This window comes from Streptomyces sp. NPDC002138 (assembly GCF_040296485.1).
Taxonomy (GTDB): Bacteria; Actinomycetota; Actinomycetes; order Streptomycetales; family Streptomycetaceae; genus Streptomyces.
In genome coordinates, this window is record NZ_JBEOXE010000049.1 from 36,601 (window position 1) to 54,470 (window position 17,870).

The following is a 17,870-nucleotide window of genomic DNA, read 5'->3' on the forward strand; positions in this document are numbered from 1 at the left end:
CTTCGTCTGCTGGCTGGGAGCGGCCTGGACAGCCGCTGCGACACCCTGTCTAATCGGCCCAGGGTTTGTCCGGCAGGGGCCTGGGTGCCGGACAAACAACCGTGGTCAACAGGGGGTTGGGCGTGGGCCGTCCGGAAAAGCCGCTCGACCCGGACGGCGGCCGGACGGCGCTCCTGGCAGCCGGGCTGCGCGAGCTGCGGGAGCGGGCCGGGCGTCCCGGTTACCGGGTGATGGCCCAGCGCGTCCACTACTCCGCCAGCACGCTCGCCGAGGCCGCCAAGGGCAGACGGCTGCCGTCGCTGGAGGTCACGCTGGCCTACGCGACGGCCTGCGGGGGCGATGAGGCGGAGTGGCGGACGCGGTGGGAGGCGGCGGCCGACGCCGGGGGTGAGACGGCGCGCGAGAGCGCGGCGCAGCCGTGCCCGTACCAGGGTCTGGCGGCCTTCCAGCCCGAGGACGCCCTGTGGTTCTTCGGCCGTTCGGAGATGGCCGGGCGGCTGCGCGAGCGGGTCGAACGGCTGCCCCTGGTCGGGCTGTTCGGGGCCTCCGGCAGCGGGAAGTCCTCGCTGCTGCGGGCCGGGCTGGTCGGCGGGCTGGAAGCGGGCGGGGGCGCCGCGAGCCGTTGGCGGACCGTCCTGATGACCCCGACGTCTCACCCGGTGCGGGAGTTGTCCGACCAGGTGGCGAAGTTGTCCGGCGGTGACGCCGGGCGGCTGTACGAGGAGTTGACGGCCGATCCGGCCGCCCTGGACATCGCCGTGCGCGGCGCGCTGGCAGCGGGCCCGGCCGAGACGCGGCTGCTGCTGGTGGTCGACCAGTTCGAGGAGCTCTTCACCCTCTGCACCGACGAGACGGAGGCGTTCCGCTTCGTCGACGCCCTGCTGGACGCGACGCACGGTCCTGGCCGGCGGACCACGGTCGCCCTCGGGGTACGAGCCGACTTCCTGGGCCGCGTCACCCGGCACCCCGGGCTGACCGAGGCCCTGCGCGACGAGGCCCAGATCCTGCTGGGGCCGCCCTCGCAGGCCGAGCTGCGCGAGATCGTGGTGCGGCCGGCCGCGCGGGCCGGGATGCGGCTGGACCCGGAGCTCGCGGCGGTCGTCCTGGCGGACGCGGCCGAGCAGCCGGGCTCGTTGCCGCTGGTCTCCCACGCACTGCTGGAGACCTGGCACCAGCGCACCGGCGAGGAGCTCACTGCGGCCACCTACCGGGCCTGCGGCGGTGTGCGCGGCGCTCTGGCGCAGACGGCGGAAGGGGCGTACCAGCGGCTCGGGCCGCAGCAGGACCTCGCCCGGCGGATCTTCCTCCGGCTGGCCGCTCTGGGCGAGGGCACCGAGGACACCCGCCGGCCGATCGCCCGCGCCGAACTGTCCGGCCTGGCCGCCGACGACGCGCTCGACGAGGTACTGGAACTGCTGGCCGGGGCCCGGCTGATCGTGCTGGACGGGGAGGTCGTCCAGCTCGCCCACGAGGCCCTGATCCGGGCGTGGCCCCGGCTGCACCGCTGGCTGACCGACGACCGCGCGAGCCTGCTCGTGCACCGGCGGCTGACCGATGCCGCCCAGCACTGGCAGGCGCTCGGCCGGGATCCCGGGGCGCTCTACCGGGGCACCCAGCTGCAGACCGCGCGGGCCTGGGCCGCGGAGCACCCGGGCGAGGCCAACCAGTGGGAGACGGAGTACCTGCGGGCGGGTGCGGAGCTGGCGGCGGCCGAGCGGGCGGCGGGGCGGCGCCGGACCCGCCTGCTGCAGCGGCTGGTCGCCTGCACGGCGGTGCTGCTGGTCCTGGCGCTGCTCGGCGGCGCCCTGGCGTTCAGTCAGCGTCAGGACGCCCAGCGGCGCCAGACGGCCGCCCTGGCCGGGGAACTGGCCCTGAAGTCCCGCTCGTTGTTGGGGAGCGACCCGGCGCTCGCGGGGCTGCTGGCGGTGACGGCCGCCCGGATGCACCCGGACGCCGAGACCCGGGGCGCCGTCCTGAGCGCCGCCGCCGTGCCCCGCCGCACCGAGTTCGGCACCCCCGGCGTGCCCGTGTACGCCGTCGACTTCAACCCGGACCGCACGCTGCTCGCCTCGGCCGGGGGCGCCGGATCGGTGACCCTCTGGAACCCGGCGACCGGTACCGAGGTGGCCGAGCTCGCGGGCGGCCAGGGCCTGATGCAGCAGGTGCGGTTCAGCGGGGACGGGCGGCTGCTGGCCTCGTCGGGGATCGACGGCACGTCCGGCTCGGTGATCGTCTGGGACGTGGCGCAGCGCCGCCAGGTCACCCGGCTGGTGGAGGACGGCGGGGGCCGGGGCATGGCATTCAGCGCGGACGGGCGCCTGGTGGCGGTCGGCGCGGCGGGCGGCTCGATCGTGCTGCACGATCTCTCCACCGGCGCCCGTACGGTCGTCGCGGCCGGCCCCGCCCAGGTCACCTCGCTGGCCTTCAGCCCGGACGGGGGTCTGCTGGTCTCCGCCTCCGGCGCCGACGGACCGCAGGTGTGGGAGGTCGGAACCGGCCGACGGATCGCCCAACTGGCCGCCGCCCGTTCCGATTCGGTGGCCTTCGGCGCGAGCGGGCGGATCCTGGCGGCCTCGGCCGACGACCACGGCCTGAGCCTGTGGGACCTGAGCGGCCCGGCCCCGGCGGCGATCGCGCCACCGGCGCTGACGGCCTCGTACGCATGGACGCCCTCCGCACCGGCCGGGGACCGCATAGCGGTGGCGGACGAGGCGGGGACCGTGCACCTCTGGGACTTCCGGCGCGGTGTGGCGCTCGGCTCGTACCCGGACCGGGGGCGCAGCGAGACGGTGTCGGTGGCGCTCAGCCGGGACGGCGCCATGGTGGCCTCCGCCGGCTACAACGGCACCATCGTGGTGCACGATCTGGCGGCCGAGCCGTTCGGCGGCTTCAGCGCGAAGGTGACCGATGTCCGGGTCAGCCCCGACGGCGCCACCGTGGCGACGGCCGGGAGCGACGGCGCCGTGCGGCTCTGGGACCGCGCCGGAAAGCCGGTCGCCGTGCTGGACGGCCATCAGGACGAGGTGGCCGCGATCACCTTCAGCCCGGACGGCCGGCTCCTGGCCGCGGTGAGCCGCAACCGCCTGGTCACCCTCTGGGACACGACGGAGCACCGCAGGCTGGGCGAGCCGCTGGGCCCGTTCGGCTTCGGCTCCGCGACCGGCATCGCCTTCGCACCCGGGGGCAGGCTGCTGGTGGTGGCGGCGCTCGGCCTCTTCGCCTGGGACGTCGGCACCCCGGCCGCGCCGGTGGACGTCACGGCGCGCTACGCCTCCCGGCTGGCCACGGCGGTGGCCTTCCTCCCCTCGGGGGACCGGCTGCTGGGCGTGGGGCCGTCGGGCAAACTGACCAGCTGGGACGCGGCCTCGGGGGCGCTGCTGCGCCGCGACGACACCGGTCAGGGCGCGGTGCAGGCACTGGCGCTCAGCCCGGACGGCAGCGTGCTGGCCACCTCCGGCGACGGCCGTACGGTGGCGCTGCGCGACGGCCGGACCGGTCGGCAGACCGCGCTGCTGAAGGGGCACAGTGCGGCCGTCCAGACGCTCGCTTTCAGCCGGGACGGGCGGCGGCTCGCCTCGGCCGGCGACGACGGTACGGTGATGGTCTGGGACGTCGCGACGCGGAGCAGGCTGGCCACCCTCACCGGTCACACGGGGCGGATCCGGGCCCTGGCCTTCACCGCCGACGGCGCCCTCCTCTCCGGCGCCGAGGACGGCCGCGTGGCCCGCTGGCCGCTCGACCCCGGCCCCGCCGCGGCCGGTATCTGCCGGTCGGCGGGGCGGGGCCTGACCCGGGAGCAGTGGGCGGAGCACCTGCCCTCGGTGCCGTACCGGGCCTCCTGCCCGTAGGCCGTCTCTTTCGGATCTTGCCTGGCCCGCGCGGCCACGACCGCCCCGGCAGCCGCCCGTACGCACCGGAGCCTCGCCGCCGTGCCGCAACCGAGCCCGGGAGCCCGGAGGATCAAGTGGCCGCGCCGACCGGGAACAGCTGGTCCGGTCGGAACAGTTGCACCAACCGAGTGGCTGGCGCCCGGCGGCCCCGGTGTCGCGGCACCCGCCGCGCACCGGATCAAGACGTACTTCTACAGGAGGACCTTTCCATGACTGACCGGCCCTTGACCCTCATGGCGGTACACGCCCACCCCGACGACGAGGCCACCGGCACCGGAGGCGTCCTCGCGCGCTACGCGGCGGAGGGCATCCGCACGGTCCTGGTGACCTGTACCGACGGCGGTTGCGGTGACGGACCCGGCGGCATCAAGCCGGGCGAACCCGGGCACGATCCGGCGGCCGTCGCCTTGATGCGCCGTCAGGAACTCGAGGCCAGCTGTGACGTCCTGAAGATCAGCGACCTGGAGCTGCTGGACTATGCCGACTCCGGCATGATGGGCTGGCCGAGCAACGACGCCCCCGACTCCTTCTGGCAGACCCCCGTGGAGACGGGCGCCGCCCGGCTCGCCGAACTCATGCGGCACTACCGGCCCGATGTGGTCGTCACGTACGACGAGAACGGCTTCTACGGCCACCCCGACCACATCCAGGCCCACCGCATCACGATGGCAGCGCTGGAGATGACCGAGCTGACACCGAAGGTGTACTGGACGACGATGCCCCGCTCGATGATGCAGCGGTTCGGCGAGCTCATGCGCGAGCTGCACGAGGACATGGAGGACATGCCGGAGCCGGATCCGGCCGAGGCCGCCGCCATGGCCAAAATCGGCCTGCCCGACGAGGAGATCACCACCTGGGTGGACACCCTCGCGTTCAGCGGCCAGAAGTTCGACGCGCTGGCCGCGCACGCCAGTCAGGGCGAGAACATCTTCTTCCTCAAGATGGGCAAGGAGAAGTTCGGCGAACTGATGGGCACGGAGACCTTCGTACGGGTCAAGGACACCACCGGGGCGGCCACACCCGAGAGCGATCTCTTCGCCGGACTGCGCTGACCCCGCCCGCCCGAGGGAGCGGCCTGCGCTGTCCGGACAGCGCAGGCCGCTCCCTCGGGTCAAATTGGCGTGTGACGTGGGGGTTCGCAGGGGCATACGGAGGGGGATGCGGCAATGATCGAGGTCGGGCGCGACGGGGCCTTCAGCGTCAACAGCGTCGGACGGGATCGGGCGCGTTCCCGCTGAGCTTCACCGTCCGTGAGGCCGACGGGTCGTGGCGGGTCGGTGCTTCGGCAGCCCGGGCCGGCGAGTTGACCGATGTGCATGATGCTGTACGTGTGCGTGGAAGGCGTCAGCCCGATGCGCCGCTCCACCACCCTGGCCACCCTGGCCGCAGTCCTCGAGGAGCCGGTGCCGGTACCGCTCAGGGCCGGACCACTGGCCGCCGTACTGGCCGAGCTGCTGGTCCGCGACCCGGCCGAGCGGCCCGCGGCGGAGGGGCGGGACGGGCTGCTGGCCGCCGTCGCCCCGGACGCCGGCACCGCCGTACCGCCGGAGCCCACCCGCGTCGACCGGGCGCCCACCTCACCTGCCGGTGCTTCGCCCGTGTCCGGCCGACCGCCGTCCGCCGCCCGGTTCGGCCCGCCACCGCGGCCGCTGCCGCCCCCGCCGCCGTCCACTCCCGTGCCTTCGCCGCCGCACGCGGCGACGCCCCGGGACGCACTGCCCACCATCGGCCCCCTGAGCGGCCGTGAACCCCACGAGCCCGGACCGGCTCGCCGACGGAAGGCCACCGCGCTCGCCGCAGTGGCCGCCGTGACGGCCCTGGCGCTGATCGGGATCGGCAGGTACACCCTGTTCAGGCCGGGCGGGGGCGGGCACGGCGACGGGAGGGGCGCGGCCGCACCGAAGGTCTCCGTGGTCTCCACGGTCCCCGGTTCGCCCTCCGCGACTCCCCCACCCGGCCCCGCCCCCGCTCCCGGCTCCAGCGCGGGTACCGCTGGCTCACCGGGCGCGACGGACACCCCGGCCGGTACGCGGCCGCGCGTCCCGGCCGCCATCGTGCCCGGTGGTGACGATCCGGCACCCGGCGCCGGCCGCTGGATCGCCCAGCTCTACTCCGAGCCGGAGAGCACCGGCATCGCGGCCCGCGACCAGCGGTTGGCGGCGGTCCACGCCGTGGTCCCGGAGGCCGGCGTGCTGCGCAGCGAGGACTACGCCTCCCTCCGGCCCGGCTACTGGGTGATCTACGCCCCGGCCCGTTCACCGACGGCCGGGCGGCCCTCACCTTCTGCGCGCAGAGGGGCCGTACCACCGCCAACGAGTGCATCGGCCGCTGCCTCAGTAACGACCAGGGCGATGACGGGTACCAGTGCACGCCGCCCGCGAACGCCCCCGGCGGTCGCTGCCGCCATCCATGATCCGCCCGCGGTTCCACTCCCATGACATATGTACCGTCCAAGAGGGGATCCGCGGCCCTGGGGAGCGGCCCGCCGCTCTTCGTAGACTCCGAAGCATGTCGCGATCACACCAAGCCGGACGCGAGGACTCGTGGGAGGGCGTCGTCACCGCCCTGTCCCGAGGACTGCTCGACGGTTCAAACATGTACCACTTCATCGAGGTCCACCTCACCGACGGTGCGACCATCAAAATCCGGATCGGCCGTCGGCTCTGGAAGTCACTCACGGTCGGCGACCGGATCGTCAAGCGCCCCGACGCGGACCCCGCCAAGGCGTAACCGACATCGTCGCGTTCGTGGCGGTGAGTGGAGGTGGAGGGCCAACCGCCGTGCTTGCGCCGTCGCCGCCCGTTCCCGCCGGAAACCGAGTAAGTCGGTCTAGGCAGTGGGGAGGAGGTCGGCGACGAGGGCGGCGAAGTCTTCGGGGGTGAGGATGCGGATGCCCAGTTCCTCGGCCTTGGTGCGCTTGGAGCCGGCCTTTTCGCCCGCCACCAGGAGGGTGGTGCGCTTGGATACCGACGAGGATGCCTTTCCGCCGGCCCGTTCGATCAGCTCGTTCATCTCGTTCCGGGACAGCACCGCGAGGGGGCCGGTCATGGAGCCGGTGACCACGACGGCCTGTCCGGCCAGCGGGCCGCCCGCCGGGGCCTCGCCGTCGGCGCCGTCGGCCGCGGCGGCCGCGTCGTTCGTGTCGTTCGCGTCGGTCGCGTCCGGCGCGGGCTTTTGCGGCGCGGTGATCTGGGTGCCGACCTGCTGGGCCTGGAGCTTGTCGAGGAGCGGGGCGAGCTCGGCGAGCTCGGCCGCGACGACGCGGGCCTTCTCGGTGCCGATGCCGGGGACCTCGGCCAGCGTGTCCGCGTCGGCCGCCCGGATCGCGGTCATCGAGCCGAAGTGCGCGGCGATCCGGCGGGACATCGTGCGCCCCGTGCCACGGACGCCGAGGGCGCAGAACACGCGGTTCAGGGCGGCGCCGCGGGCGGTCTCGATCGCGGCCAGGAGGTTGGCGGCGCTGGTCTCGCCCATCCGGTCCAGGCCGAGGAGCTGCTCGCGGGTCAGCGTGAACAGGTCGGCGACGTCCTTGACCAGACCGGCCTCCACCAGCTGGATCGCGCGCGTGCCGCCGAGACCTTCGATGTCGAGCTGGTCCCGGCCCGCCGCGTAGATCACCGAGGCCACGGCCTGGCAGCTGCGGCCGCGCACGCATCTCCACCGCTGCTCGGAGGTGTCGATCGCGTCGCCACAGCGGGGGCACGTCTCGGGGAAGAGGATCGGGGTCTCGGCGCCGGTGCGCTGGTCGGCCAGCGGGGCCTCGACCCGCGGGATCACGTCGCCCGCCCGGTACACGAACACCTGGTCGCCGATCATGAGCCCGCGGCGGGTGATGTCGGACGGGTTGTGCAGCGTGGCGTAGGTGACCGTTACGCCGTCGATGACCACGGGCTCCAGGACGGCGCGCGGGGCGATGATCCCGGTCCGGCCGACGTTCCACTCCACCGCCAGCAGGCGCGTCACCTTGTGTTCGGCCGCCAGTTTCCGGGCCACCGCCCACCTCGGGGCGCGCGAGCCGTTGCCTGCCTGCCGCTGGTCCTCGGCCGTGTCGGCCTTCACGACGACACCGTCGATGCCGAACGGAAGGTCTCCGCGCAGGCCGGCGATCACGTCGATGCGTTCCTGTACCTGCTCCACGGTCTCGCATCGCATCGGGGCGGCGGCCGTCGCGGCGGCCGTGTTCGCGCCGAGCGCGGCCAGCTCCTCCAGCAGAGCGACGTGGCCGAGGCCGTCCAGGCCGATCGCGCTGTAGGCGAAGAAGGTCAGCTCGATCCGGTAGGGGCGGTCCTTGGCCCTCAGGGTGCCCGCCGCTCCGCTGCGCGGGTGCGCGAAGGGCGGGGCCTCGTGGGCCAGCCGGATCCGGTTGGCCTCCTCGAACTGCGCGGTCGTCAGCAGCACCTCGCCGCGCAGTTCGACGTCGATCGGCCGGGTGAGGACCGGCGGCAGACCGAGGACGGCGTCGGCGGCGTGGGTGATGTCCTCGCCGGCCAGGCCGTCGCCGCGGGTGAGGACCTGAACGAGCCGGCCACCGCGGTACCGGGCGGCCACCGCGAGGCCGTCGAGCTTCGGCTCCACACACCACGCGGCCACGGGGTGCCCGAGACGCCGCTCCAGCCCCGCGGCCCACTCCGCGAGCTCGTCGGCGTCGAAGACGTTGTCGAGGGAGAGCATCGGCACCGAGTGCGGCACGTCGCCCTGCACGGCCCCGCCCGCCACCTTCCCGGTCGGCGACTCGGCGAGCACCTCGTCCGGGTGGGCCTCCTCGTAGGCCGCGATGGCGCGCAGCAGCCCGTCGTACTCGTCGTCACCGAGCGGGGTGGTCCCGTCGCCGTAGTACGCGGCCGACGCCGCCACGGCGGTGGTCACGGCCTCCGTGTAGGCGGCGGGGGAGAGCAGCGGGGAACTGTTTTCGGTCATGAAGGTCATCATCGTGCCCGGCACTGACAACGGCCCTGCCCGACCCGGCCCGCCCCCTGCCCGACCCCACAGGGGGGATAGGGTCGTCCGGTCACGGACGGCAATCGGATCGTCTGTCCAACCCAGGGGAGCCGACATGACTGATCTGAACTCGCTGCGGGCGAGCCTTGCGTCGGGTGAGCACGAGTTCGCCGACACCTTGGCCTTCGTCGCCGCGCATTACGAGTACCAGCCGCAGGCGTTCCGCAACGGCGAGCTGACGAATGCCGCCGGTGAGAACGAGGGGTCCTGCAAGACGCTGGGGCTGGCCCTGCTCGAAGGGCTGAGCGACCAGGAGGCCCTGCTGGCGTTCGGCGAGCACTACCGCAGCGTGCTGGCGACGCCGGACGACACTGATCACGGCAACATTCGCAACCTCGTGGCCCACGGCCTGGCAGGGGTGAGCTTCGCCGGGCAGCCGTTGGCCCGCAAGGGCTGAGCGGGCACGGTGCCGGCAGCGGGGTGAGTCCGGCCGTCTCGGCACACGGCTGGTAGCGCACGCCTAGTAGCTGTCGTAGCCGGGCTTGCCGCTCGGCCGGTAGATGCCGAGGACCGTGCCGCCCTTCGTCGTCGAGACGCTGACCGGCTCCAGCGCGCTGGGGATCGCTCCGTCGGCGAACAGCCGCTTGCCGGTGCCGATGATCACCGGGTGGATGGTCAGCCGGTACTCGTCGACGAGGTCGTGCCGCATGAGGGTCTGGGCGAGGTCGCCGCTGCCGACGACGTTGATGTTGCCGCCGTCGGACGCCTTCAAGGTGCGCACGGCATCGACGACGTCGCCCTCCAGCAGGGTGGAGTTCTGCCACTCGACGGACGTCAGGGTCCGAGACGCCACGTACTTGCGCGTGCTGTTCATCCGGTCGGTGAACGGGTTGGCGGGATCGGCCCGCGGCCAGTACGAGGCGAAGATCTCGTACGTCTTGCGGCCGAGCAGCATCGCGTCGGAGTGCCGGTACCAATCGGCGATGCCCGCGCCGACCTCCTCGTCGCTCACCGCTTTCTGCCAGCCGCCGTGCTCGAAGCCGCTCGCCGCGTCCTCGTCCGGACCTCCCGGCGCCTGCATCACGCCGTCGAGCGTCAGGAACGTGCAAACGATGATCTTGCGCATGGTGGGCCCCTTTGTCGTGGGTGGACGTCGAAGGGGTGGACCGCGCGACCGCCGGAAACTCATCGGCGGACGCCCCATCCGGCTCATTACCGACACGCGGAGTAACGATCGCGGCGCGCTCCGGGACGTCGCGGCGCAATGCGGGGTCATTCGTTCGGGGTGCGCGACGGGAGCCCTCGTACGCGTCCGCCCGCGCATCCGCCTTCGTACACCTCGGCCGTACGATCGACCGCTCGCCGCCGACCCGTCGGTTTCCGGCCGCGTGACGCCGCGCCGCGCGACGCCGCGCCGCGCCGCACGACGCGCTCGGGCGGACCATGGAAGAAGCAGCGCCGGACACCACCGGGCACACAGGACAGGAGGAGGTGCAGCGAGGTGAGCTTGTACATGGACGTCCACCAGGGCATGCACGGCATCACCGAGGAGCAGCTCTCGGCGGCCCACCAGGCGGACCTCGAGATCCAGGCCGAAGAGGGAGTGCGCTTCGAGCGCGCCTGGGCCGACCCCGCGTCGGGCACGGTGTACTGCCTGTCCGAGGCCCCCTCGGCCGAAGCGGTCCAGCGGATCCACGAGCGGGCCGGGCACCCGGCCAGTGAGATCCACCCGGTTCCACTCAGCGTCTGACGGCTTGACCGGAACTGTTCGTACAGCCAAGGGGGGGACGGGAGGCCCTTGGCATATGACGGGGGCAGGAACGGCGCTGATGTTGCCAAACGGCTTACAGCCCATTGCCGTCTGTGCAACAGTCGTAACCGGTCCTTCCTTCAGACTTGGCCGTGCCGCGCCTGTATCGGAGTTCTCATGCCGTCCCACCCGTTCGCGGACCGTCCCGCGCAGCCGCCCCGGCCAGGGTCGGTGGACGCGCTGATCACGCAGACCCGGCGGTTGCGCGGAGACGTGGACGCGGTGCGCCGCGACACGGTCGTGGACGACGATGACGCGCAGGGCCGCTGGCAGCGCGCGCTGTGCGATCTGGCGGTGCACCAACTCGACGACCTGGGCGAGCACTTGGGGCAGCTCAAGGAAGGCCTTCCCGCCGTCCCGGCCCCCGCCCCCGAGCCCGCCGCCGAGGCGCTCCATCAGCCCGCGCCGGAGACCGGTGCCGAAGCCCAGCAGACCCGGGTCGGCAGCGCCGAGTGGAACCTGCTCACCGACGAGGTCAGCTGGTCCGACGAGCTGTTCCTGATCTTCGGCCGCTCGCCGGAGGCCGGCCCCCTCTCCCTGGACGAGCTGGGCTCCACCCTGTTCACCGAGGACCAGCCCCTGCTCACCGCGATGGTGACGGCCTGTCTGGTCGACGGCAAGGCCATCGACGGCGAGTTCCGCATCGTCCGCGCGGACGGCCGGGTCCGCACCCTGCACATGCGCGGCGAGCCGGTCCTGGACGAGTCCGACGGCTGTACGGCGTCCATGTGGGCCGTGCTGCGCGATGTGAGCGACCTGCGGCGCAGCGAGCGCGCGGTGCGCGAGTCCCGTGATTCGCTCCAGCGCCAGCGGCAGATCGCCCAGAGCGAGCACCGCCTGGCGGTGGAGATGCAGGAGGCGGTCCTCCCCCCGTGGGGCGGCTCCCCGCGCTTTCCGCAGACCGCCGCGGGCGCGCTCGACGTGGCCGCCCACTACCTCCCCTCCGCGACCAGCGCCCTGATCGGCGGCGACTGGTACGACGCGATGCAACTCCCCGACGGACGCTCCCTGCTGACGGTCGGTGACCTGACCGGGCACGGGGTGACCGCCGCCTCCGGGATGGCGATGATGCTCGGCGCGCTGCGCGGCATGGCGATGGCCGGGATCGAGCCGGGCCCGCTGATGGGCTGGCTGAACCAGCTCCTGGAGACCTCGGTCCAGCCCGCGCTCGGTTCCGCCGTCTGCTGCAGTTACGACCCGGCGCGCCGGGTGCTCTCCTGGGCCCAGGCCGGTCACCCGGCCCCGCTGCTCTTCCGGGGCGGCCGCGGCCGCGCCCTGCAGCCGCCGGAGGGCGTCCTGCTGGGCGCGACCTCCGGAACGGCCTACGGGCAGCGCGAGGAGCGGATCGAGCCGGGCGACGTACTCGTCCTGCACACGGACGGGTTGACGCCGCGCAGCATCGAGTTCGGCCGTGCGGACGGACCCGAGCGCCTGCTGGCGCTCGCGCCGCGGTTCGCGGCGGCCCGCTCGGCGCAGGACTGCGTACGGGCGGTCATCGAGGAGTTCGACGCGTCCGGGCGCGAGAACGACGCCTGCGTGCTGGTCGCCCGGGTCGGGGAGTGAGTCGTACCGCCTGAAGGCCGCCTGAGGGTCGGTGTTCGGGGCCGCGCCGTGGCGCGGCCTTTCCGGTGCGTGCGTAGCGTCCGTCTGGTGCGTGCGTAGCGGCTGGTCCTTACGTCGGGTCGCCGCCGTACGTCGGGTCGCCGCCGCACGTCAGACCTGGGTCCCGCGGCTCCTCCGGGTCGGACTCGTCGGCAGGGCCGACTTGATCTCCTGGCGCAGGTCCTCGATGCGCCCGTAGCCGGAGTACTGCCCGGTGAGCCGGTACATCTCGCGCAGCCGGTCCCACGTGCGGTGCGAGGAGGTCTCGTTCATGGAGACCAGCGCGAGGCGCGCGTACCGGTCGGCCTGCTCCGGGTCGTCGGCCAGGAAGCAGGCCGACGCCATCGAGATGTAGTCGAAGATCTGCGAGCGCTGGTGCCCGGAGGCGCGCAGCCGCAGCGCCTCGCGGGCGTGCCGCTGGGCGATCGGCGCGGCGCTCGGATCGTGGTCGGCGAGGGTGCGGTAGGCCAGCGCCTGCATGCCGTGCAGGTCGGCCTCGTCGAAGTGCTGCATCCAACTGGGCGGCGGCACATCGCTCTTGTCGGAGACGAACAGGTCTTCGGCCTCGCCGAGGGTACGGCGCATCGCCTGCCCCTTGCCCATAGCGGCCTGTGCCCACGCCTCGATGGTGTGCAGCATGGCCCGGGTGCGCGGCAGGGTCTCCTCGCCCGAGCCGGACTGGGCCAGCTTCATCAGGTCGAGGGCCTCGTTGGGCTTGCCCAGGTGGACCATCTGGCGCGCCGCCCGCGAGAGGGCCTCGCCGGCCCGCGGCCGGTCGCCGCCCTCGCGGGCCGCGTGCGCGGCGATGACGAAGTACTTCTGGGCGGTGGGTTCGAGGCCGACGTCGTGCGACATCCATCCCGCCAGGACCGCCAGGTTGGCCGCCACCCCCCAGAGCCTGCGCTGGAGGTGGTCGGGGTGGTGGTAGGCGAGCATGCCGCCCACCTCGTTGAGCTGGCCCACGACGGCCTTGCGCTGGAGACCGCCGCCCCGGGAGGCGTCCCAGGCCCGGAAGACGTCCACGGAGCGCTCCAGCGCTTCGATCTCCTGTGAGCCGATGGGCGCGGCCTCGTAGCGGTCGTAGCCCGCCGGGTCGGCCTGGAATCCGTCGCCGCCGAAGCGTGGCGCGGGGATGGCGGGCTGGGGGTCGGAGTGCAGCCAGTCGTGCATGGCGTGGGTGAGGGCGGAGCCGGCGGTGAGCACGGCACCCGCGCCCATCAGACCGCGTCGGTTGAGCATGAGGTCCATTCCCGTGAATTCGGTGAGGACCGCGGCCGTGCGTTCGGGCGCCCAGGGCAAGCCGTCGGGGTTCTCCTTCGCCCCGTCCTGCTGCCGTGCCGAGGTGCGCCGCTGCCGTACGAACCCGAGGTCCTCGATGGTCACGACACGACCGAGCCGCTCGGTGAACAGGGCTGCCAGTACGGTCGGCACCGGTTCGCGCGGGGTCTCCCCCACGTCGATCCAGCGCCGTACCCGCGAGGTGTCGGTGGCCAGCTGGTGGTGGCCCATGGCCGCCGCCTGCCGGTTGACCATCCTCGCGAGTTCGCCTTTGGACCACCCGGCGAGCCCGAAAAGATCGGACAGGCGGGTGTTGGGTCCTTTGCTCACGTCAAGCCCCCAGGTTCTCGGCTGAGTTGACAGTAGCCCCCCGTCAGATGCCGAGCGACTATTCGCCATGGTTCGCCAGGGTGCGCCAGATGGTGTGCCACCCACGGGTGGGTGTCAGGTAGGAATGCGCCTCCCCGACCCGGTCACCGGCGGAACTCCCCAGGGTGATGTACGGGATCGAGCGGGGCGGCGTACGCAACTCGTCGGCGCACGAAGGGATCCGTATCATCATGTACGCAGCAACGTCCTCCGTGTCCGCGCCGTCCCGGCCGCACCGCACCTTCCAGGCCGGCGGCGGCCCCTACCTCGAACCCGGCCGTCCCTCGAACGCGGCGCAGACCGCCGTACGGGCCCGCCGGATGCCGGGCAACGGGGCCCAGCCGATCAGCGGAAGAATCGACCTCTCCGGCCCGCAGGGCGCGCAACTGCGCACCGCGCTCGCGTCGGTGCAGCGGATCTGTCCGGAGTTCGCGCCGGTGCAGGTGCTACGTCGCAGCGGCCGGTCGGTCCTCCTGGTGGGAACCACAGGACGGATGACGGCCGTCGCCAAGGTTTTACTGGACCACTCCCCCGAATGGCGCGAGCGGTACCGGCACGAAATAGCGTCGTACCGGGCCTTCGTCCGGCACCGCCCGCCGGTCCGGGTGCCCCGGCTGATCGCCGCGGACCCCGAGAACTGCGTCCTGATCGTGGAGCGGATGGCGGGCCGGGTCGCCGCGCTGCAGCGGCACCCGGTCGAGGCCCCGCCGCGGGCCGACGTACGGGCGGCGCTGGGCGCGGTGTGCCGGGTCAACCAGTGGCGCCCGCCGGGCGACCTGTTCGGCCGGCCGCTGGAGTACGCCTCCCGGATCTCCCGCTACCACGAGCTGGGCCTGCTGACCGACCGGGACCTCGGCGACCTGCAGAAGCTGCTGCACGGGCTGAAGATGGGCGGGGTGCAGCCGCAGTTCAACCACGGTGACGCGCTGCTGTCGAACCTGCTCCTCTCCCCCGCGGGGCCGGTGCTGCTCGACTGGGAGCACGCGGGCTGGTACCTGCCCGGGTACGACCTGGCGACGCTGTGGACGGTGCTGGGCGACGCCCCGGCCGCCCGCGGGCAGATCAGCAGGCTGGCGCAGTCGGCGGGCCCGGCCTCCCGGGACGCCTTCCTGGTCAACCTGATGCTGGTGCTGACCCGGGAGATCCGGATGGCGGAGACGGCGGTCCAGCGGTCGATCACCTCGGCCGCCCCGGCCCAGCCGCTGCCCTCCGGCGCCCTGTCGAGCGGCGAGGAGCACCGGCTGCTGCTGCGCCGGCTGCACGACGACTGCGGGATGGCCCGCAGGGCGGTCCGGGCGGCGGTGGGCACGCGCTGACGGCCCCCGCCGGGCGGTGACGGACCGCTCGGGCAAGGCTCAGGCAGGGCTCCCCGAAATCCCGTGGCGCGCACACCCGGTGTGCGCGCCACGGGATTTCGCACGTTCCGGGCGCACTCGCCACCCCTGCGCATGCCTTGACATCACATGATCCCCCGAACACCTTTTCTGACTCAGCATCAGACATGCTGGAGAGCCGCCCCTTCCTCCCCACACCGCTGGAGCCTGCCCATGTCCGCAAGCCCAACCTCCCCTTCCCGGCGTACGGTCCTGGCCGGCACCGGCGCCGGGATGCTGGCCGCCGGTCTGTCGTCCGTCACGGCGCGGGCCGCCGACGCGCCCGTGCTCGGCGAGTACGACGTCGTCGTGGTCGGCTCGGGGGCGTCCGGGATGACCGCCGCGCTGACCGCCGCCGGGCGCGGCCTGAGCGTGCTGGTGGTCGAGAAGGCGCCCACCTTCGGCGGTTCCGCGGCGCGTTCGGGCGCGGGCATCTGGCTGCCGAACAATTCCGTGATCCTGGGCGCGGGGGTGCCGGACACCCCGGAGAAGGCCGAGGCGTACCTGTCGGCGGTCGTGGGCCCCGGCGTGCCGGCCGCGCGCCGCCAGGCGTTCCTGGCGAACGGGCCGCGGATGCTGGACTTCGTGATGGCCCACAGCCCCCTGAGGTTCCGCTTCATGGACGGCTACAGCGACTACTACCCGAACCTGCCCGGCGGGCTGCCGAACGGGCGCTCGATCGAGCCGGACCAGATCGACGGGAACGTCCTGGGCGCCGAACTGGCCCATCTGAACCCGGCGTACATGCCGGTCCCGGCCGGGATGGTGGTGTTCAGCCAGGACTACAAGTGGCTCAACCTGGCCGCGGTCAGCGCCAAGGGACTGGCGGTGTCCACCGAGTGCCTGGCGCGCGGGACGGCTGCCGCCCTCCTCGGGCAGAAGCCGCTGACCATGGGCCAGGCCCTGGCCACCGGACTGCGGGCCGGGCTGCTGCGGGCCGGGGTGCCGCTCTGGCGGAGCAGCCCCCTTGTGGACCTGGTCCAGGAAGGCGGCGCGGTGACCGGGGTCGTCGTGGAGAAGGACGGCGCGCGGGGCGTCGTACGGGCCCGGCGCGGCGTGGTCATCGGCTCGGGCGGCTTCGAGCACAACGCCCAGATGCGGGCGCAGTACCAGCAGCAGCCGACCGGCACCCAGTGGACGGTGGGCGCGAAGGAGAACACCGGCGACGGCATCCGGGCGGGCCAACGGGCGGGGGCGGCGCTCGCGTTGATGGAGGAAGCGTGGTGGGGCCCGACGATCCCGCTGCCGGGCGAGCCGTACTTCTGTCTGGCCGAACGCACCCTGCCCGGCGGGCTGATCGTCAATGGGGCCGGAGCCCGGTTCGTCAACGAGGCGGCGCCGTACAGCGATGTGGTGCACGTGATGTACGAGAAGGACCGGGGCGCGCCGGGCTCGCACATTCCGGCCTGGCTGATCGTGGATCAGAACTACCGCAACAAGTACCTGTTCAAGGACGTCCTGCCCACGATCGTCTTTCCCGACTCCTGGTACGAGGCGGGCGCGGCGAAGAAGGCGTGGTCCTGGGACGCGCTGGCGGGTCAGATCGGCGTACCGGCGGCCGCCCTGCGGGCCACGCTCAACCGGTTCAACGCGCAGGCGTGGAGCGGGACCGACCCGGACTTCCACCGGGGCGACACGGCCTACGACCACTACTACACGGACCCGGGGGTGCACCCGAACTCCTGCCTGGCCCCGGTGTGGGCACCGCCGTTCTACGCGTTCAGGATCGTCCCGGGTGACCTGGGCACCAAGGGCGGGATCGTGACGGACGAGCGGGCGCGGGCGCTGCGGGAGGACGGCTCGGTGGTCCGGGGTCTGTGGGCCGCGGGCAATGCGAGCGCCGCCGTGATGGGGCACAGCTACGCGGGGGCGGGCTCGACCATCGGTCCCGCGATGACCTTCGGCTACGTGGCGGCCAACGACATCGCGGACGCGTAGCGCGGGGCGGCCGGGCGGGTCCCGTGGCCCCCGAGGCCCCGAGGCCCCGAGGCTCCGGGACCACGCGGCCGGGCGGCGCTCAGCCCTGCTGGAACAGCTCCGGGGGCAGCGGCTTGAGCAGCGCGTAGAGGTCGTCGGTGATGGGGCGGTCCCAGCTGGCGATGGTGACCAGCACGTTGTCGCTGCGGTCGAACTGCACGCAGGAGATCCGGGACTCCGACAGCTTGATCTTGCGGACGATGAGGAGGTTGTCGCCCTGCATCACGGGGCAGTCCTCGGCGCCGGTGACCTCGACGTCCTCGTCGTTCTCGAGGGCGTCGAGGAGCTGGGCCACCTCGAAGGGGACCTGCTTGTCGGCGAGCTCCCGGGCCGGGGAGCCCTCGGGGAGGTTTCCGATGATCATCGCGGGGCCGCGGCCGCCGAAGAGGTCGTAGCGCAGGAAGACACCCTGGCAGCTGCCGTCGGGAGCGGGGAGCAGCCCGGCCCCGAGGTTGCCCGGCCAGTCGCCCGGGTCCATGGCAAGGACATCGAAGTCCGGGCCGGCGGGGGTGGCGGCGCTGCGGCGGCGGAGGAAGGACGACCGCCGACCGGCGCAGTATCGACCTGGTGTTCTTCGTCAACGGGCTCCCGGTGGCCACGGTGGAGCTGAAGACCGACTTCACCCAGTCGTTG

At 73.2% G+C, this 17,870-nt stretch carries 12 protein-coding genes and 1 pseudogene; 9 read left to right on the forward strand and 4 right to left on the reverse strand.

Annotation, left to right across the window (positions count from 1 at the left end):
• Nucleotides 1-122 precede the first annotated feature (122 nt).
• The 4 genes from ABT084_RS27420 (at nucleotide 123) to ABT084_RS27435 (ending at nucleotide 6,620) form a co-directional block, all read left to right on the forward strand.
• Nucleotides 123-3,848, forward strand: a complete 3,726-nt coding sequence (locus tag ABT084_RS27420) for an nSTAND1 domain-containing NTPase (RefSeq protein WP_351049169.1) — start codon at nucleotides 123-125, stop codon at nucleotides 3,846-3,848.
• A gap of 251 nt (nucleotides 3,849-4,099) precedes the next feature.
• On the forward strand, nucleotides 4,100-4,942 hold the full coding sequence (locus ABT084_RS27425) for a PIG-L family deacetylase (protein ID WP_351049172.1): 843 nt from the start codon (nucleotides 4,100-4,102) through the stop codon (nucleotides 4,940-4,942).
• Between the two features lie 264 nt (nucleotides 4,943-5,206).
• A complete protein-coding gene (locus ABT084_RS27430; protein ID WP_351049175.1) occupies nucleotides 5,207-6,328 on the forward strand; it encodes a serine/threonine-protein kinase in 1,122 nt (373 codons plus the stop codon).
• Nucleotides 6,329-6,398: 70 nt separating this feature from the next.
• Nucleotides 6,399-6,620, forward strand: a complete 222-nt coding sequence (locus tag ABT084_RS27435; RefSeq protein ID WP_351049177.1) for a DUF7489 domain-containing protein — start codon at nucleotides 6,399-6,401, stop codon at nucleotides 6,618-6,620.
• A 99-nt stretch (nucleotides 6,621-6,719) separates the two neighbouring features.
• Here ABT084_RS27435 and ligA read toward each other — a convergent pair whose 3' ends face one another.
• Nucleotides 6,720-8,807: an NAD-dependent DNA ligase LigA gene (gene ligA / locus ABT084_RS27440; protein WP_351049180.1), complete on the reverse strand. Its 2,088-nt coding sequence runs from the start codon at nucleotides 8,805-8,807 to the stop codon at nucleotides 6,720-6,722.
• A 136-nt stretch (nucleotides 8,808-8,943) separates the two neighbouring features.
• Here ligA and ABT084_RS27445 point away from each other — a divergent pair, with 136 nt between their 5' ends.
• Nucleotides 8,944-9,285 (forward strand): HopJ type III effector protein, encoded by a 342-nt coding sequence (locus tag ABT084_RS27445; RefSeq protein ID WP_351049183.1) that lies wholly within the window; start codon nucleotides 8,944-8,946, stop codon nucleotides 9,283-9,285.
• 63 nt (nucleotides 9,286-9,348) lie between these two features.
• Here ABT084_RS27445 and ABT084_RS27450 read toward each other — a convergent pair whose 3' ends face one another.
• Nucleotides 9,349-9,954 (reverse strand): dihydrofolate reductase family protein, encoded by a 606-nt coding sequence (locus tag ABT084_RS27450; RefSeq protein WP_351049185.1) that lies wholly within the window; start codon nucleotides 9,952-9,954, stop codon nucleotides 9,349-9,351.
• Nucleotides 9,955-10,329: 375 nt separating this feature from the next.
• On the opposite strand from ABT084_RS27450, the gene ABT084_RS27455 reads away from it, so the two are divergent.
• Both ABT084_RS27455 and ABT084_RS27460 read left to right on the forward strand, forming a co-directional pair.
• Nucleotides 10,330-10,578 carry an SCO4226 family nickel-binding protein gene (locus ABT084_RS27455; RefSeq protein WP_351049187.1) on the forward strand — a complete coding sequence of 83 codons (249 nt, stop codon included), beginning with the start codon at nucleotides 10,330-10,332 and terminating at the stop codon, nucleotides 10,576-10,578.
• Between the two features lie 177 nt (nucleotides 10,579-10,755).
• Nucleotides 10,756-12,201 (forward strand): PP2C family protein-serine/threonine phosphatase, encoded by a 1,446-nt coding sequence (locus ABT084_RS27460; RefSeq protein ID WP_351049190.1) that lies wholly within the window; start codon nucleotides 10,756-10,758, stop codon nucleotides 12,199-12,201.
• 150 nt (nucleotides 12,202-12,351) lie between these two features.
• Here the strand turns inward: ABT084_RS27460 and ABT084_RS27465 are convergent, their stop codons facing one another.
• The gene (locus ABT084_RS27465) at nucleotides 12,352-13,848 is read right to left on the reverse strand and encodes a DNA-binding protein NsdB (protein ID WP_351049193.1); all 1,497 of its coding nucleotides are present in this window, start codon (nucleotides 13,846-13,848) and stop codon (nucleotides 12,352-12,354) included.
• A gap of 230 nt (nucleotides 13,849-14,078) precedes the next feature.
• Between ABT084_RS27465 and ABT084_RS27470 the strand changes: the two genes are divergently transcribed.
• Together ABT084_RS27470 and kstD are read left to right on the forward strand one after the other, a co-directional pair.
• On the forward strand, nucleotides 14,079-15,203 hold the full coding sequence (locus tag ABT084_RS27470; protein ID WP_351049196.1) for an aminoglycoside phosphotransferase family protein: 1,125 nt from the start codon (nucleotides 14,079-14,081) through the stop codon (nucleotides 15,201-15,203).
• A gap of 231 nt (nucleotides 15,204-15,434) precedes the next feature.
• Nucleotides 15,435-17,198: a 3-oxosteroid 1-dehydrogenase gene (kstD, locus tag ABT084_RS27475; protein WP_502969211.1), complete on the forward strand. Its 1,764-nt coding sequence runs from the start codon at nucleotides 15,435-15,437 to the stop codon at nucleotides 17,196-17,198.
• 79 nt (nucleotides 17,199-17,277) lie between these two features.
• Here kstD and ABT084_RS27480 read toward each other — a convergent pair.
• Nucleotides 17,278-17,775: pseudogene (locus tag ABT084_RS27480) on the reverse strand (hypothetical protein); the annotation flags it as partial.
• Nucleotides 17,776-17,870 lie beyond the last annotated feature (95 nt).

Coding starts and splice junctions, on each gene's coding strand:
- ABT084_RS27425 (WP_351049172.1), top strand. CDS start 4,100: ATGACTGACCGGCCCTTGACCCTCATGGCGGTACACGCCCACCCCGAC.
- ABT084_RS27430 (WP_351049175.1), top strand. CDS start 5,207: ATGATGCTGTACGTGTGCGTGGAAGGCGTCAGCCCGATGCGCCGCTCC.
- ABT084_RS27435 (WP_351049177.1), top strand. CDS start 6,399: ATGTCGCGATCACACCAAGCCGGACGCGAGGACTCGTGGGAGGGCGTC.
- ligA (WP_351049180.1), bottom strand. CDS start 8,807: ATGACCGAAAACAGTTCCCCGCTGCTCTCCCCCGCCGCCTACACGGAG.
- ABT084_RS27445 (WP_351049183.1), top strand. CDS start 8,944: ATGACTGATCTGAACTCGCTGCGGGCGAGCCTTGCGTCGGGTGAGCAC.
- ABT084_RS27450 (WP_351049185.1), bottom strand. CDS start 9,954: ATGCGCAAGATCATCGTTTGCACGTTCCTGACGCTCGACGGCGTGATG.
- ABT084_RS27460 (WP_351049190.1), top strand. CDS start 10,756: ATGCCGTCCCACCCGTTCGCGGACCGTCCCGCGCAGCCGCCCCGGCCA.
- ABT084_RS27470 (WP_351049196.1), top strand. CDS start 14,079: ATGTACGCAGCAACGTCCTCCGTGTCCGCGCCGTCCCGGCCGCACCGC.
- kstD (WP_502969211.1), top strand. CDS start 15,435: ATGTCCGCAAGCCCAACCTCCCCTTCCCGGCGTACGGTCCTGGCCGGC.